The sequence below is a fragment of the Pseudoalteromonas sp. NC201 genome (genome assembly GCF_002850255.1).
Lineage (GTDB): Bacteria > Pseudomonadota > Gammaproteobacteria > Enterobacterales > Alteromonadaceae > Pseudoalteromonas.
The window spans coordinates 707,988-724,805 of sequence record NZ_CP022522.1 but is presented as its reverse complement, the minus strand read 5'-3'; the positions used below and the strand labels follow the sequence as shown (position 1 = coordinate 724,805).

Below are 16,818 nucleotides of genomic sequence, written 5' to 3'. Positions count from 1 at the left end.
CCAATCGATTTACTACTACTTGAGCCTTTAACTAAATACGCTCAAACAGTCTCATCGCATTGGTTTTATTTCTTTAATGCCATTTATCGTCGTGCAGTTTAGCACGCCGTGAGAAAGCGCGAAAATTCGCTTATCTTAACGATTACGCCGGTATCAGTCGATGATTTTTACATCGATTTTTTCTTCGCTTTCTTTTTTATCTACATATTCTCGGATCTGAGATTCTAATTGAGCAACGATATCATCATTATCAATCCGTGTTTTTTGGCGCTCGCCATTGATATAAAGACCTGAACGGCGATTTGCGCCAGCAAGACCTAAGTCACTGACGAGTGCTTCACCAGGACCATTGACCACGCAGCCAATCACAGACACCGAAATTGGCGTGACGATATCTTCTAATCGCTCTTCCAGCTGATTCATCGTATTCACTACATCAAACTCTTGGCGTGAACAACTGGGGCAAGCAATAAAATTAATGCCGCGCGAGCGAATTCGCAGTGACTTTAGAATATCAAAACCCACTTTGATTTCTTGCACCGGATCAGCCGCAAGTGAAACACGTAATGTATCACCAATCCCTTCAGCAAGTAACATCCCTAGACCAACTGCCGATTTAACCGAACCGGCTCTAAAACCACCCGCTTCGGTGATCCCAAGATGCAGAGGTTGGTCGATTTCTTTTGCCAATAAACGATAAGCGCCAACGGCTAAGAACACGTCGGAAGCTTTTACCGAGACTTTAAACTGATCAAAGTTATGACGCTGAAGAATTTCGACATGTCGCATCGCAGACTCAAGCAAAGCTTCAGGTGTTGGTTCACCATACTTTTCTTGCAAATCGCGCTCTAGTGAGCCGCCATTCACACCAATACGAATTGGGATATTGTGCTCACCCGCCGCGTCAATCACTGCACGAATACGGTCTTCACTGCCAATATTCCCAGGGTTTATCCGCAAACAATCGGCACCGTACTTAGCCACTTGTAATGCAATACGATAATCGAAGTGAATATCCGTAACGAGTGGAATATCTACTTGCTCTTTAATGCTTTTGAATGCTTCAGCTGCATCCATTGTCGGCACAGAAACACGGACAATATCCGCTCCGGCGTCTTGGATAGCTTTAATTTGTGCCACCGTCGCATCAACATCTAGAGTATTGGTGTTCGTCATAGACTGTACTGCTATCGGTGCGCCATCACCAATAGGCACATTACCGACATAGATCCTTGTTGATTTTCTACGCTTTATAGGTGGTTCTGAAAACATGCTGACTACTCTGTTAACGGTAAATTGAATTTAGCTAGACGGTTTTTAGTAAACGCAGGCAAAGACACTGGTTTACCGTCAAGCGTGACCTCTACGGCCTGATGCTTGCCGAGTATAACAGAAAAAGGGGCCTTACCTTCAACTGTCATAGTATATCCCGCTTTTTTAACACCAAATGCAACACGCTCTTGTGTTGCGTCAAACATTTCAACCCAACTTTCTTCGTTGAAATGCATGACCACCGTGCTCAATGCCGAGTTTCGTTTTGTCGCTTGCGGTTTCGTTTCAACTGGCACCGAAACCTCCGCTTCACTCTCCTGTGGCTCGCTTTGCGGGGTTGTGTCATTGTTTTTCTCAATAGGCAATGCTAGCTCATCCCTCGCTGGTGTTGTGACATTTTCAACTGGCGTTTCAAGCTGAGTAACCGACGTTTCAGGCACCACTTCTTGCTCTGAGCTATTGGTCTGCCAAAACCAAAATGCCGACGACCCCAGTACGATAGCCAGCACAATGTAGCTCACCATCATTAGGCGGTTATCGTGGGCTTCTTTATGAGTACGGCGAGAAAAGCTTTGCATCCGCTTTTTCTGTGGCGGCAGCTCCGGAGATTGATATCTAGCCAGTACTTCCGTCGGATTCAAACCCAATAGTGCAGCGTAATTTTTAATATAGCCACGCACAAAGGTTTCAGGCCCTAGGTCTTGATAGTCATCCTGCTCGAGCTTGGTAAGTTGGGCATGGGTCATCTTTAAACGCGATTCAATTTCAGCAAAGCTGATCCCGGCATTTTGTCTCGCAGTTGCTAAAGTTTGCCCGAGTGAAGGCTGCTCTTGTTCAGGTGCTTCCTGCTCTTTCATTGTTTGGTTCATAAAACGTAATTTGTTGGGTCTACAATTAATAATCCGTGGCCTGCTTGCAGCGCCACATCAGGAGTGAGTTTATTCCATCGCATAATTTCATCGATCAACACACCATATCGATCGGCAATACTGAGCAAAGTATCTCCCGCCGCAATTTCATGCACGACATTGGGATTGTTAAGATACACCTTTTGACCTGCGTACAATCTTGCAGATTCCCGCACTTGATTATATTCCATCAATTCAACCATTTTAATGTCGTATTTGACTGAAATACTAAACAGGTTTTCACCTGCAATAACAGTATGAAAAGGTACCTGAGGAGGCGCAACGTCACGATTTAATAACGGTACACTTGAACTGCTTGATGGTGTAGTCGCTAACACTTGAGGCTCACGTGAGCGAGGACTAAATGTGACTTCCGATGGGTCCGGTTGATAAAACTCAACCCGAGCTTCAGAGTCCGAGCTAACGTTCACTAAAGATGTGCTTTTTGCCACTTCAGGTTTTGCCGAAGGCGCAGAATTATTGGCCTCAATGGGTGAATCAACGGTGAATGATTGGGTTGAATTCGGTTGCGTTTTCTTACGTTTAATTTTAATTTTTGGATTCGCAACTATATGATTAGGCGACGCCTCGGCAAGCTGATTTAACTGCGCTTCTCGATAGCGATTGCGCAACCGTTCAAATTCACTTGCAGCGATATTATTCGTTAAGATAAGGCCTGCTTGTGCAGATTTAGGGTAGCTTTGCACCAAGGTCGTGGCGATGTCTTGCGCTTTTTGTAAGTGGCCCATTTGCATATGCACTAGGTGCCCAAGCATTAAGCTTCTTGGTGAAATAAATCCACGCTTGGCAACGTTATCAAGCACATCTTCTGCTCTTAAGAAATCACTGCGAGCATAGTACAGGCCCGCGAGTGCAAGTTGCGACGACATTTGCTGAGCGTTATGCTTAATCGCATTTAACAGATATTCCTCAGCAAGGGAATACTCGTTTTGCTTCAACGCACACAGGGCTAAGTTTTCATAGCTTGCCGATACCCGCAAATAACTTGGCACCTCTATCGCTTTGAAAAAGTATTTGCTCGCTTTGTCATACTGTCCAACGCGACAAAGAAAAGTGCCATAGTTGTTTAGTGTGTCGGGATTATCTGGCTCAATATCCAAAGCCGCCTGATAGGCATTATCAGCACGTTGTTGCTCGCCCACCTGTTCGTAATAATACGCTAATGTATAATGAGCTTCGGCCAGTTTTGGCGCTAACTGTAATGCACGCTCTAAGTTAAATTTAGCTGAGGTGGTGTTACCAGAATTGAGATATTGAAGTGCAAGCGCAATGCGAGTTCTTGCGGCATTGGTGTTATTGACTTGTTGTTCGGCCACAGGACGCCCATCGGAGCGATAACTACTCTCCGTCACACAACCTGACAGAACTAAACTCGCGCCTGCGAGAATGGATGCAGCCAATCCTGTTTTGCGATAATTTCGCGATTGCATCACTCACCTTTGAATGCCACTGGGTTCTATGTGTGCCCTATATTACCCAAAAGGCTAAGAGATTCATCTCTTTTTTACCAGATAGTCAGAACTTATCTGAGGTTAAGATGAAATGAGCTGAGTAAACCCAGCTCATTTTTAATATTATTGTGCGCTTACATTGACAGTAATAGCATTGTCGTCACGCTGCTTTTTCTTGGCTAAACGTTTGGTTCTATCTACGACATCACCTACTAGCTGTCCACATGCAGCGTCAATGTCATCGCCACGAGTACGACGAACGATACAGGTAAGTCCTGCAGCTTGTAACACCTTAGAAAATCTATCGATACGGCTGTTGCTAGAGCGACCATATTCATTCCCTGGGAACGGGTTAAATGGGATCAAGTTAATTTTTGACGGTGTGCCTTTGAGAACTTGCACCAACTCATGGGCATGATCTGTACTGTCATTCACGTCTTGTAGCATCACGTACTCAATGGTGACGTCTTTATTTGCTTTAGAGCCATCAATATAGCGACGACATGCTGCTAGGAACTCTTCAATCGGATACTTTTTGTTGATTGGTACAAGTACATCACGTAGTGGATTGTTTGGCGCATGTAGCGAAATCGCCAGTGCCACATCAATCTTTTCTTTCAAGATATCAAGCGCAGGTACCACACCCGATGTACTTAGCGTAACGCGACGCTTGGATAAACCAAATGCCCAATCGTCCATCATCAGTTCCATCGCCGGTACAACGTTATTTAGGTTTAACAGAGGCTCACCCATACCCATCATAACGATGTTAGTAATTGGACGTTTAGTGCTATCGCCTTTATGCAGACCAATGTCGGTTGCCACGCGCCAAACCTGACCAATGATCTCAGACACTTTTAAGTTACGGTTAAAGCCCTGCTGCGCTGTTGAGCAAAAAGTACACTCTAGCGCACAGCCAACTTGAGAAGACACACACAGTGTCGCTCGGTCTTTTTCAGGGATCCACACGGTTTCAACTTCTTGGCCACCCTCGAGTAATAGAGCATATTTAATGGTACCGTCAGAAGCCTCTTGCTTTACTGAAATTTCAGGCGCCTTAATCTCACACTCAGCTTGCAAACGCGCACGCAACTTTTTGTTCAGATTGCTCATATCATCAAAGTTGTCGATGCCAAAATGATAAATCCATTTCATCACCTGATCCGCGCGAAACGGCTTTTCGCCATATGATGCAAACAACTCGCGCATCCCCTCGCGATTTAAATCAAGTAAGTTAATTTTTTTCTCAATAGTGGTCATGAACAACCTCGGTTAAAGACGGTAAGAACAGCTAAATTGCCAACAACGCATTGTACAAAAAAGCAGCAAGCATCACAAATAATGTAACGTGTTTTGTGAAGTAGTGTGATTACTTTACAAAGCACGCTTATCCCTCAACTTAGCTACGGGACAAAAAAAGGGCTCGAAAGCCCTTCTTTGGCACCAAGTCCCGAATTAACGAGTACGTGGGCAGATCTCTTCTTCAGCGAAGAAGTAAGCGATTTCGCGAGCAGCAGACTCTGGCGCGTCAGAACCGTGTACTGCGTTCTCGTCGATGCTGTCTGCGTAGTCAGCACGTAGCGTACCAGCTAGCGCTTCAGCAGGGTTAGTAGCACCCATGATTTCACGGTTTTTACGAACTGCATCTTCACCTTCAAGCACCTGAACCATTACTGGACCAGAAGTCATGAAAGAAACTAGTGCACCAAAGAAAGGACGCTCTTTGTGCTCTGCGTAGAAACCTTCAGCTTTCTCTTGAGAAAGGTGAACCATTTTTGATGCAACGATTTTAAGACCAGCAGACTCAAAACGGTTGTAGATAGCACCGATGTGGTTTTTAGCTACAGCATCAGGCTTGATGATTGAAAAAGTGCGCTCTAAAGCCATCTTTTTTGCTCCAAAATATTATTGTGAATATTAACGGGCGCGAATTATACGTGTTTTGGTAGAAAAAACCTACTATCTCACGCCGCTTTCTTTGCGAAGAAACGAAAATTTGGCGAATTATTTGTCGATTAAATGCGCAGAGTTGCTAGTAGAAGCCTTAACAGTAAGGTCTCTTGCCCTTCCTTGCACAATGTCAAAAAACCTGATCTACATCAAAATTACTTACTTAGCTTTCTTCTATACTGCGCCGCTTTTTAGAATCAGCACGCGAAATCACTCAACAGCTGACCCGTAATCAGAGGTAAACCATGTTTGTACCAGAACTTCTCTCTCCTGCCGGCAGTTTAAAGAATATGCGTTACGCTTTTGCGTACGGTGCCGACGCTGTGTACGCCGGACAACCAAGATACAGTCTACGCGTACGTAATAACGAATTTGACCTAAACAACCTCGAAATCGGTATTAACGAAGCCCACCAGCAAAACAAAAAGCTCTATGTCGTATCAAATATTGCGCCGCACAACGGCAAAGTGAAAACTTACTTACGTGATATTGAGCCCGTTATCGCGATGAAGCCAGACGCGCTTATCATGTCCGATCCCGGGCTAATTATGCTGGTGCGCGATAAGTGGCCAGACATGCCAATTCACTTATCCGTACAAGCGAATGCTGTTAACTATGCGGCGGTGCAATTTTGGGCCAAACAAGGGGTTGAGCGCGTTATTCTTTCTCGCGAGTTGTCGCTACAAGAAATAGAAGAAATTCGTACATTGTGCCCAGACACTGAGCTTGAAGTGTTCGTTCACGGCGCCTTATGTATGGCCTATTCTGGTCGCTGTTTATTGTCGGGTTATATCAACAAGCGCGATCCAAACCAAGGTACTTGTACCAATGCCTGCCGCTGGAGCTACGATGTCAAACCTGGTCAAGAAAACGAAACCGGGGATGTTGTCCATAAAGTCGATCCAAAAGCGATTATTCCAACCTTAGGGGAAGGTCAACCAAGCGACGAAGTGTTTATGCTCGAAGAGCAAGGTCGTCCAGGTGAATACATGCCTGCATTTGAGGATGAGCATGGTACTTACATCATGAATTCCAAAGATTTACGTGCTGTCCAGTATGTTGATCAACTGACTCGCATGGGCGTGCATAGCCTTAAAATCGAAGGCCGAACCAAGTCATTCTATTACGTTGCTCGCACCGCACAAGTCTATCGTAAAGCCATTGATGATGCTGTTGCGGGTAAACCATTTGACCCAAGCTTAATGAAGACCCTAGAAAACCTAGCCCACCGAGGATATACCGAGGGCTTCTTGAAACGTCATGTACATCAAGACTATCAAAATTACGACTACGGTCATTCGGTGTCTGACCAACAGCAGTTTGTTGGTGAAGTGCTAGGTCGCACTAATAATGGCCTAGTTGAGATTGAGGTTAAAAATAAGTTCTGTACTGGTCACAGCCTAGAATTAATGACGCCTAAGGGCAATATTCATTTTAATCTTGAGCACATGGAAAATAAAAAAGGCGAGGCGATAAATGATGCCAAGGGCTCTGGTCATATCGTCAAAATTCCACTGCCAGAAGACATAGACTTAAATCACGCCATTTTAATGCGCAATTTAGGCCAAAGTGAGGACACTCGTAATCCTTTTAAAAAGGCATAACGATGGCATTACTTATTAATGACAAATGTATCAACTGTGATATGTGCGACCCTGAGTGTCCTAATCAAGCTATTTACATGGGCGATAAAATTTATCAAATTGACCCTGACAAATGCACTGAATGTGTCGGCCATTACGACACACCAACCTGTGTGAGTGTCTGCCCCATTGATTGCATCAAACCAGATCCAAACCACAAAGAAAGCCTTGATCAGTTAGCCGAAAAATACCTTCGGCTCACTGAATAACAAGGTGAAGCCACGCGCTTCATCTTGTTAATCTCTCAACTCCCCCTCTTCCCTACCTCACGATAAAGATTTCCAAACCTGAGGTTAGGATAAGGAATGATCTAACCCTCTGTTTTTAAAATTACATTAAATTACTTTTTATCTAGCCAGAGAGTTTTGGGGATAACTCCGCTCTCGCGTCCTGCTACCGCCCTGGTACCTACGTCCTGTAGGCAAGGCGAATTTACGCACCAATAGCTGGCTATTGGAAGTGAATTCAACACAGTTAGCGCTAAAACTGGCTGCTAGAAAGGCATTAATTATCCGAAGTTCAGGTTTCTTGCGCCTCTTGTCGAAATTTCAAATAGATATACTACAGTTAAAGCAGAGCATTAGGACTTTTAAAGCGTATTTTACTATCGCAGCTTGAGTGCGCTTTTAGCGTCTTAACGGCGGATGTTTTTATATGAATCGACTTTACGTTGAGGTAAGGAAATAACATGGATTTGAACTCGTTTGAGTCATTTTTTAATAGCGCGTACATGCCGCATGGTCATTGCTATTTGTGGCAACCTCACCTGCTATGGACCAATGTCATCTCCGATATCTTGATAGCCGCCGCCTACTTTTCTATTCCTATGGCGATTATGATTTATGCAAAACAACGCCCTGACGTTGGCAGAAATTGGGTCTTTGTGTTGTTCTGTAGCTTCATCACCTTATGTGGACTCACGCACTTAATTGGCGTTTATACCGTTTGGCATGGCGCTTATGGTATTCATGGCATTTCAAAAGCAGTCACAGCGTTTATCTCAATGGTAACGGCGGTTTATCTTTTTAGACTTATCCCAAGCGCCGTCGCAATCCCAACTCCCAATCAATTCCATGGCGTGACCGCAAGGCTCAAACGTATTACCGATGAAAAGCAGGCGCTTCATTCGCAACTCGACCAACACAGAGTTACCGAGTTTATGCTCGATGCCTTACCCACTAGTACCTTGCTACTTGACCAGCTACTCACCGTGAGTAAGTGCAATCCTTATTTTTATCGCGAGCTTGGGTACGACACGCCAGATGCATTAATTGGGCTGAGACTACACGATATCGTCAGTTTGGATGATCCGTTCGACAGCTTAGAATCCATTAGCCAATCTCTACTCAACCAAAACGATTACAGTAAAGAAGCACTGTGCCATGTGAAAGACAAATTTGGCAATCTAATCCCGATGGAGATGCGCTTAGTACAAGAACCCCATGACGGTGCCAATCTCATTTTAGCGGTGTTTAATAACCTATCGTCACTTAAACGCACAGAGCAAGCACTTGCGGAATCCACCGAACAAATGAAGCGTGCAATCGGGGCAACCGAAGATGGCATTTGGGAGTGGAACGTTGTCGACAACAGCGTCAGCTATTCATCTCGTTTAAAAACCATGATAGGTAAGCGCGACGACGAAAAAGTCACCTATGACGATTGGTTTGCACATATCCACCCAGACCATCAGGGCAAAGTGCAAGATGCCATAGATCATCACTTTGCCACCAAAGATCAATATTTTGTCGAGTACTTAGGGCGAGACAACAAAGGAGAATACGCGTGGTTTTCCGCCGTAGGCAACAGCCAATTTGACGACCACGGTAAAGCATTGGTGATGTCTGGAGCACTTAGAAATATCCATCAGAAAAAATCCCTTGAGCTGCAAATTGCGGAAAAAAACAAAATTCTCAATGCCATCTACGAAGGTGCAAGTCAGGCTATTTGGCTATTAAAGGTAGAAGAAAACCAAACATTTCGAGTGCTCGAGTACAATAAGTTTGCTTGTCAACGCACTGGCGTCAAACTTGATGAAATATTGGGTAAAACCCTCAGCGAACTAAGGGGGACAGTGTTAGAAGCGGAGCTAGTAGATAGAATCGAAAAAAACTACCAACTTTGTGTTGAGGTCGCAAAACCCGTAGATTACACCGAAATGATACCGTTTAAAAACAAAGAGTATTGGTATCAGACGACTCTTTATCCACTTAAAGACAGTAAAAACCAAGTTGAGCGGATCGTTGGTATCGCCGTCGATATTACTGCGCGAAAATTCGCAGAAAAAGAGCTTGAAGACAACCAACGCTTTTTACAGCGAATGATTGACTCAGCGGTGTGTGGCCTTTATCTCTACGACTTAAAACTCCACAAAAACACGCGCATAAACAAGCGTTATACTCAACTCCTTGGTTATACAATTCAAGAGTTAGAAAGTTCAAATTTAGAGCTATGTTTTCATGAAAGTGAACGCGCACTCGTTTACGAGCATATTGATGAAGTGAGAGCCAGCCAAGACGGTGAACTTATCCCGATAAAATATCGCTTTAGACACAAAGAAGGGCATTGGGTTTGGTGTTATTCTGTCGATACCGTGATCACTCGAGATCACAATGGCGAGCCAGAGTTGATGCTGGGTACTTTTGTCGATATGACCGAGCACACCGAATTACTATTACAGCTGCAAGAATCTAACGCCCACCTTGAGCATTTTGCCTACATTGCGTCTCATGACTTGCAAGAGCCACTCAGAAAGATCACCGCTTTTTCGGACAGTTTGGCGCAAAGAATTACGCCAGAGTTGAAAGACTACGACGATGCAAAGTTTGAAATAGAGCGCTTGGTAGATGCCAGTCAACGAATGCGGATAATGATCCAAGACCTACTCAAGTTATCACGCTTGCATTCCCACGAGTTGAAGCTACAAACAACTAATCTAACTTTATTGCTAGAAGATATCTGTGAAGTGATGAGCTTTAGTATCGAGGAAAGCGGCGCAGAAATTAAACTCGAGAATGGTGATTTACCCATCGAACTTGATCCCTCGCTTTTTCTTCAAGTGCTGCAAAACTTAATCAGTAACAGCATTAAATTTAAGTCACCAGAGCTTACGCCCGTGGTCCAAATTTACGCCAGCCAAACCGGCCATGAAACGGTGATCCATTACAAAGACAATGGACTTGGGATCCCAAAATCTCGACGCCAGCAAATCTTTGAACCGTTCAGGCGTTTTGGCACCACACAAGAGTATGGCAGTGGTATTGGCCTTGCGCTGTGCCGACAAATCGTAAAACTACATGGCGGCACAATAAAATGCCTGCAAAGTGATGATGGCGCTTTATTTGAAATCATACTGCCAAAAGAAGTTAAGGAGTAATAATGGAACTGTTATTAGTTGAAGATGATCCAGATGATGTTTACTTTTTTAAAAGAGCATACAGCAGTATTACCAATGCGCCAGAGCTTAAAATTTTTTCTGACGGTCATGAGCTGCTACATTACCTCGATTCTATCGCAACTTACGACCAAGTTATCTTGCTGGATTTAAACATGCCAAAAATGAGTGGCTTTGAAGTCATGGAAGCTTTAAAAAATGAACAAGTTGCCGATAAATTAATAACGGTATGCTATACCACCTCCACTCACCACAGTGACATTCGTAAAGCATATCAATTGGGTGCTAAGTCATATATTACCAAGCCTGGACGCTTGAGTGATTTAGAGTCGTTGATCAAATTAATCAAGCAGTATTGGTTTGACAATAACTGTGTCGTGCAAGGGTAACTATGAATACATGGCTGATTTATCTTCTTGAAGACAACGATGAAGACGCATACTTGGTGAAGCGCACACTTGCAAGTACTGACGGTAGACAAAAGTTTAACGTTAAACATTTTAAAAATTTAGAACAACTTGAAACCGCCTTAAATACAGTCAAGCCTGAAGCCATCCTAATCGATTTGAATATCGATGAGAGTCAAGGTCTTACCACGCTGATTAAAGTAAAGCAGCTACCCGTCAGCGCCCCTATAATCGTGTTAACTGGGGTATCTGAAACGCTGTTTGGCGAAAAGGCAATTCAACTTGGTGCGCAAGATTATATCCCAAAACATGAAGTGAGCGGCCCACTATTGGCACGTACAATTACCTTCTCAAAAGAACGCTACGAAATGCAGCGGAATCTAGAGAACCTGGTGGTGATGGATAGACTCACTATGTTACATAACCGCGGCGCATTTGATAGCGAACTAGAAAGAGCGATTAGTGAATCAGAGCGATATGGTCATGGGTTTGGTGTGTTGTTTATTGATCTCGACAACTTTAAACCAGTCAATGATCAACTTGGTCATCAAGCAGGCGACCAATTGCTAAAAATACTGTCGGCAAAACTTAAAATGTATAAACGTGCTTCGGACTTTGTAGCACGCTACGGTGGTGATGAATTCGTGGTTATCGCCCCTCACCTGACCGAAAAAAACCAGTTACGAAAACTGGCTCAGCATAAGTATGACTTGCTCAGTGATAATTACTGTCTCCAAGATGAAAGCGCCAACATCCACGAAGTAAAGCTAGACTTGAGTATAGGTGCTGTGATTTATCCCACTGACGCAACATCGGCTGAAGAGTTAGTTGCTAAAGCCGACAAAGCCATGTATCACGCAAAAACTAATAAACTACCTTACGCGTTATACTCGGATGCAGGGCTCACGACAAAACAGGAATAGAGAGAGCTATTCAACTCTATTGTGCAAGTATTGCCTATCAGACTTTCGCCTAACATGGTTGCGCCTTTCGACGAGAGGCAAAACATTACTTCGCTGTTTTCGGCGCTCTCCCCCTTGTCTTTCCTCTAGCAACTCTTCAAGCTGAGACAGAGTAATTTGCCTTCTCATAGCAACCTCCACATCACATTAATTTATTTTCTATAGTCGCTTTTACCCTAAAACCCAAGCTATCGGATCAGGAACATATGATCCATATCAAAGAAACCATAATGTAAACTTTTATTTTACAAAATAATCACATTTAGGTATAACTTAATTGAACAAAAAACAAACAGAAAGGATACAACATGAAACGCCACTATCTATCAGCGTGTTTAGTCGCGCTCCTCTCACATCAGGCAACAGCTGCTGGTCAGCATGACTCAGTAGCTATACCTGAATTTACTGCGGAACACATCAGTGCCTTACCTATTTCTAGTGTAATGGCAGTAAACCCTGAACTGTTTCTTTTCAGCAATGCTTTACAACAAGTAGATTGGCAGCAAGTGCTTGACAGCACGGCACCACATTTAAGTGACAAGCTCGAAGTGCTCTTGCACTATGCTGGATATGCCAGTATTAACCCTAAATTGTTGCTGGCACTAATGGAACTTGAATCAGGTGTGATAAGCAACCCAGATAAACAATCCCTCTCTGCACCGTTTGGTAAACTCTCTCATGAACAGGGGTTTGATGCGCAAGTAAAAGATGTAGCGCTTAATCTGAGTGCGAGGTACTACGCATTTCAAAAACTTCGCGATGAAGGCAAAGCCAAAAAGTTACCTGCGGTAAACGAAGCAACCGTTGCACTTGCAGATCTAACCCATACATCTGCAAACAAGCTATTAGACACCTATCAAACATTATTTAACGGCGAGTCATTAGCACTAAAAGCGGACAGCAACATCGCTTTTAGTGAGCGGGCTTCAACACAGGCAGTATCGGCTGCTAGCTTTAGCATGAGCTTTCCATGGCCGTCGGGTTACGCTTGGTATAGCGGTGGTGCACACTCAAATACAGGCTCTGGTTACCCTTACTCTTCGCTTGATTTTAATAACGGTTCAGGTGGCTGGGGAAGTAATACACCTTGGGTTCAAGCAGCGCACGGCGGCACAGTGACTCGCTACTCAGCTTGTAATATTCGCGTGACTCACTCAAGCGGTTATTCAACTCAGTATTACCATATGGAAAGTTTGCAATATAACACTGGTGATGTCATTTCTGCAGGCGCTTGGCTTGGCCGTTACGCGGACGATAAAGCAACAGCATTGTGCCAAGGCGGTCAATCAACCGGTCCTCACGTTCACTTTTCGCTACTGTACAACGGTGGGCATATTTCGCTGCATAATTGGTACATCAGTGGCTATCGTATAGATGTGGGTAACTCCAACTATGACGATAACTGTAATCGCTTCTTTTTTGAGAAGAATGGGTATCGTACTTGTGCATGGCGTGCGTTATATAAGTAACGTGAACTTGCACAACCATGGTATTAGGCTCAACTTTTTAGTTTGAGCCTAATAAAAAACTTAAAATTTTTGTAAAACAAATGTATATTAAATTTAATCAGGAATAAAAAAGGATTTAATACTTCTATGTTTGCAAAGGAATATTCCAATAACTCGCTAGCATGGCAAGATCGAGCGTTTTTTATTCTGACTCATGCTCGAGCTAATACCAGTTCCACAAATTATACCGTGCTTATCAAAGTGCTTGAGACACTGGGACATACGGTAAAAGTCGACACTCGACTACCAGAGTCTGCGCAACGCGAACAAATCGCGTTATTTTTGGTAGATACAGAACACCGAGATTGTAATGAACTTATCAGTGCTGAAGTAAAGCTATTGGCGGCTAAGCACAAGGTACTGCTATTTAATGCCAATGAAGACAACGTTAATGAAAAAACGGCGCTACTTGGCAATGTGAAAGGCATACTCTATCGCAACGCTCCGCCAGAGACGTTATTTCAAGGATTAAGCAGTGTGCTCAAAGGCGAGCTTTGGTTTTGTCGTAGTGCTATTTCAGAGGCGTTTAGCGAACTGATTGCCGCCATGCCACAAGCATTGCCCAACAGTGACATCATCTTAAGTAATGAAGAATTAAATATGCTTACCGGCAGAGAAAAATCTGTGATCAAGCTTATTGCTGCTGGTGCTAAAAACGAAGATATCGCTGATAGACTAAACATCAGTAGTCACACAGTTAAAACGCATATCTATAGCGCATTTAAAAAAACCAATTCACGCAACCGAGTTGAACTTGCTAATTGGGCACTACGCCATATACCGATAGTGAGTTTGAATTAAGAGCTGTGTAAAGACACACAATAAAACCGAGATAAAAAAGAAGTGAATGAATGGCTAGCATAGTACTAGCCATCTGCAGAAAATCGTAAGCTTACGCTACACCATAGCTATCACGGTATGCTTTAACTGCATCTAAGTGCGCATCCATACCACCTTGTTGCTCAAGGTAAGTAATCAAATCAGCCAATTTCACGATAGACACCACTTGAGTATTAAAGTCACGCTCAACTTCCTGAATAGCAGAAAGCTCAGCTTTGCCTTTTTCTTGGCGATCTAATGCGATTAATACACCGGCAAGATCTGCACTATTAGCGGCAATGATCTCCATCGACTCACGAATAGCAGTACCCGCTGTGATCACATCATCAACAAGCATAATACGACCTTCAAGCGCCGAACCAACTAAGCTACCGCCTTCACCATGCTCTTTCTTTTCTTTACGATTAAAGCAATAAGGCACATCTTTGTTGTGATGATCGGCAAGTGCAACGGCTGTCGTTGTCGCAATAGGAATACCCTTGTACGCTGGGCCAAACAACACATCAAACTCAATGCCAGCATCTTCCAATGCCGAAGCATAGAAACGACCTAAACGCGCCAGATCACGACCTGTGTTAAACAAGCCTGCATTGAAAAAATAAGGGCTAGTACGACCAGACTTTAACGTAAACTCACCAAACTTAAGCACCTGCTTTTCTAAGGCAAATTCAATAAACTCTTTTTGATACGGTTTCATGTTTTTCCTACTGAGTGTTGATTACGCTAACGCTTGCTTTTGTAGATCAATGATTTCACGAATTGAGTGTTTCGCAAGACCAAGTAACTCATCTAGCTCGTCGAACGAGAACGGTTCGCCTTCAGCTGTACCTTGTACTTCAATCAGTTTGCCAGTTTCAGTCATGATCACGTTCATGTCTGTCTCTGCTTCTGAATCTTCAAGATACTCAAGATCGGTAATTGGCTGACCTTTATAAACCCCAACCGAGATTGCCGCGATCATAAACTTTAACGGGTTTACATTGATCATGCCTTTGGCACGCATGTGTGTTAATGCATCGACCAATGCCACACAAGCACCGCTAATTGACGCCGTGCGTGTACCACCGTCCGCTTGAATAACATCACAGTCGATAGTAATGGTATTCTCACCTAACGCTTTTAAATCAACTGCGGCACGGAGAGCGCGCGCGATTAAGCGTTGAATTTCCATGGTACGGCCGCCTTGTTTGCCACGTGCCGCTTCACGGTTGTTACGCGTATGTGTAGAGCGCGGAAGCATACCGTATTCTGCGGTGATCCAGCCCTTGCCTTGACCTTTCATAAAGCGTGGCACACCCGCTTCTACAGAAGCCGTACATAACACTTTAGTGTTACCAAACTCTACCATTACTGAGCCTTCAGCGTGCATTGTATAGTTACGAGTAAATGTAACCGGCCTGATCTGATTTGCAGTTCTTTCGCTTGGACGCATCCACGTTCCCCCATCATCAAAATTTGCCGTACATTATAAAGGGATCATAGAGACTATGCCACGCGATCCGACTAAAAATAAAATTCACTTTAGGGCTGTGCGGAAATTCGGCTATAATGCCTCGGTTAAACCAAGCTAATTTAGGGACTTTATATGATCCATAGTATGACCGCCTACGCCCGCAAAGAAGTGAAAGGTGACTGGGGCACTGGGGTTTGGGAAATTCGTTCAGTGAATCAACGCTACCTCGAAACCTTTATCCGCGCACCAGAACAATTTAGAGGCTTAGAGCCAGTAATACGTGAACGCCTGCGTAAACACTTACAACGCGGCAAAGTTGAAGTATTCCTAAAGTTCACCGCAAATCCTGCGCACGTTGGCCAACTAACCGTCAACGAATCGCTTGCAAAGCAACTTGTTGAAAGCGCCAAGTGGCTACAATCACAAAGCGGCGGTGATATCAATCCTGTAGATATTCTACGCTGGCCTGGCGTAATGGAAGCCGAAGAAGTCGATTTAGACACCGTAAACAGCGAACTGTTAGGTGGCTTTGATGAGCTAATAGAAGACTTTAAAGCTGCACGAGCAAGTGAAGGCGAAAACCTAGAAACCATGCTCACCACTCGTCTTGAAGGTATTCTAGAGCAAGTTGCCATCGTTGAAGGCTACATGCCTGAAGTCACTAAGTGGCAACGTGAAAAACTTTCACAAAAATTAGAAGAACTAAAAACCGACATCGACGAAGGTCGCCTAGAGCAAGAACTGATTTACCTTGCACAAAAGCAAGATGTTGCAGAAGAGCTCGACCGCCTCAAGTCACACGTCAAAGAAACCCACAAAATCCTCAAAAAAGGAGGCGCTTGTGGCCGTCGTTTAGACTTTATGATGCAAGAATTCAACCGCGAATCTAACACCCTAGCCTCAAAGTCAATCAACAGCGAGATCACCAACGCCGCCGTTGAACTTAAAGTTCTAATTGAGCAAATGCGCGAGCAGATCCAGAATATTGAATAACACGCCGATATTCTAT

Annotated in this window: 15 protein-coding genes; 8 read left to right on the top strand and 7 right to left on the bottom strand. The window is 43.9% G+C overall.

The features are described from left to right. Positions 1-153: 153 nt before the first annotated feature. From ispG to ndk, 5 genes are all read right to left on the bottom strand, one after another. A complete protein-coding gene (gene ispG, locus PNC201_RS03100; RefSeq protein ID WP_102056143.1) occupies positions 154-1,272 on the bottom strand; it encodes a flavodoxin-dependent (E)-4-hydroxy-3-methylbut-2-enyl-diphosphate synthase in 1,119 nt (372 codons plus the stop codon). Positions 1,273-1,277: 5 nt separating this feature from the next. Then, positions 1,278-2,129: a RodZ domain-containing protein gene (locus PNC201_RS03095; RefSeq protein ID WP_233525205.1), complete on the bottom strand. Its 852-nt coding sequence runs from the start codon at positions 2,127-2,129 to the stop codon at positions 1,278-1,280. 8 nt (positions 2,130-2,137) lie between these two features. Next, on the bottom strand, positions 2,138-3,631 hold the full coding sequence (pilW, locus tag PNC201_RS03090; protein ID WP_102056141.1) for a type IV pilus biogenesis/stability protein PilW: 1,494 nt from the start codon (positions 3,629-3,631) through the stop codon (positions 2,138-2,140). A gap of 144 nt (positions 3,632-3,775) precedes the next feature. Beyond that, a complete protein-coding gene (locus tag PNC201_RS03085; protein ID WP_102056140.1) occupies positions 3,776-4,912 on the bottom strand; it encodes a bifunctional tRNA (adenosine(37)-C2)-methyltransferase TrmG/ribosomal RNA large subunit methyltransferase RlmN in 1,137 nt (378 codons plus the stop codon). A gap of 195 nt (positions 4,913-5,107) precedes the next feature. Then, positions 5,108-5,539, bottom strand: a complete 432-nt coding sequence (ndk, locus tag PNC201_RS03080) for a nucleoside-diphosphate kinase (RefSeq protein WP_010377338.1) — start codon at positions 5,537-5,539, stop codon at positions 5,108-5,110. Between the two features lie 308 nt (positions 5,540-5,847). Between ndk and trhP the strand changes: the two genes are divergently transcribed. The 7 genes from trhP (at position 5,848) to PNC201_RS03045 (ending at position 14,317) form a co-directional block, all read left to right on the top strand. Beyond that, the gene (gene trhP, locus PNC201_RS03075) at positions 5,848-7,206 is read left to right on the top strand and encodes a prephenate-dependent tRNA uridine(34) hydroxylase TrhP (protein ID WP_102056139.1); all 1,359 of its coding nucleotides are present in this window, start codon (positions 5,848-5,850) and stop codon (positions 7,204-7,206) included. A gap of 2 nt (positions 7,207-7,208) precedes the next feature. Further along, entirely contained in the window at positions 7,209-7,454 is a 246-nt protein-coding gene (locus PNC201_RS03070; RefSeq protein WP_010377334.1) for a YfhL family 4Fe-4S dicluster ferredoxin, read from the top strand. A 479-nt stretch (positions 7,455-7,933) separates the two neighbouring features. Beyond that, entirely contained in the window at positions 7,934-10,621 is a 2,688-nt protein-coding gene (locus PNC201_RS03065) for a PAS domain-containing sensor histidine kinase (RefSeq protein WP_102056138.1), read from the top strand. A 2-nt stretch (positions 10,622-10,623) separates the two neighbouring features. Beyond that, a complete protein-coding gene (locus PNC201_RS03060) occupies positions 10,624-11,028 on the top strand; it encodes a response regulator (RefSeq protein ID WP_010605674.1) in 405 nt (134 codons plus the stop codon). Between the two features lie 2 nt (positions 11,029-11,030). After that, positions 11,031-11,969, top strand: coding sequence for a GGDEF domain-containing protein (locus tag PNC201_RS03055; protein WP_102056137.1), 939 nt, complete (start codon positions 11,031-11,033; stop codon positions 11,967-11,969). A gap of 347 nt (positions 11,970-12,316) precedes the next feature. Further along, positions 12,317-13,477, top strand: a complete 1,161-nt coding sequence (locus PNC201_RS03050) for a M23 family metallopeptidase (protein ID WP_102056136.1) — start codon at positions 12,317-12,319, stop codon at positions 13,475-13,477. 126 nt (positions 13,478-13,603) lie between these two features. Then, a complete protein-coding gene (locus PNC201_RS03045) occupies positions 13,604-14,317 on the top strand; it encodes a response regulator transcription factor (RefSeq protein ID WP_102056135.1) in 714 nt (237 codons plus the stop codon). 91 nt (positions 14,318-14,408) lie between these two features. Here PNC201_RS03045 and pyrE read toward each other — a convergent pair whose 3' ends face one another. Together pyrE and rph are read right to left on the bottom strand one after the other, a co-directional pair. Continuing rightward, positions 14,409-15,053, bottom strand: a complete 645-nt coding sequence (pyrE, locus tag PNC201_RS03040) for an orotate phosphoribosyltransferase (protein ID WP_102056134.1) — start codon at positions 15,051-15,053, stop codon at positions 14,409-14,411. Positions 15,054-15,074: 21 nt separating this feature from the next. Beyond that, positions 15,075-15,788 (bottom strand): ribonuclease PH, encoded by a 714-nt coding sequence (gene rph, locus PNC201_RS03035; RefSeq protein WP_010377321.1) that lies wholly within the window; start codon positions 15,786-15,788, stop codon positions 15,075-15,077. Positions 15,789-15,941: 153 nt separating this feature from the next. On the opposite strand from rph, the gene PNC201_RS03030 reads away from it, so the two are divergent. Next, positions 15,942-16,802, top strand: coding sequence for a YicC/YloC family endoribonuclease (locus PNC201_RS03030; RefSeq protein ID WP_010605679.1), 861 nt, complete (start codon positions 15,942-15,944; stop codon positions 16,800-16,802). Positions 16,803-16,818 lie beyond the last annotated feature (16 nt).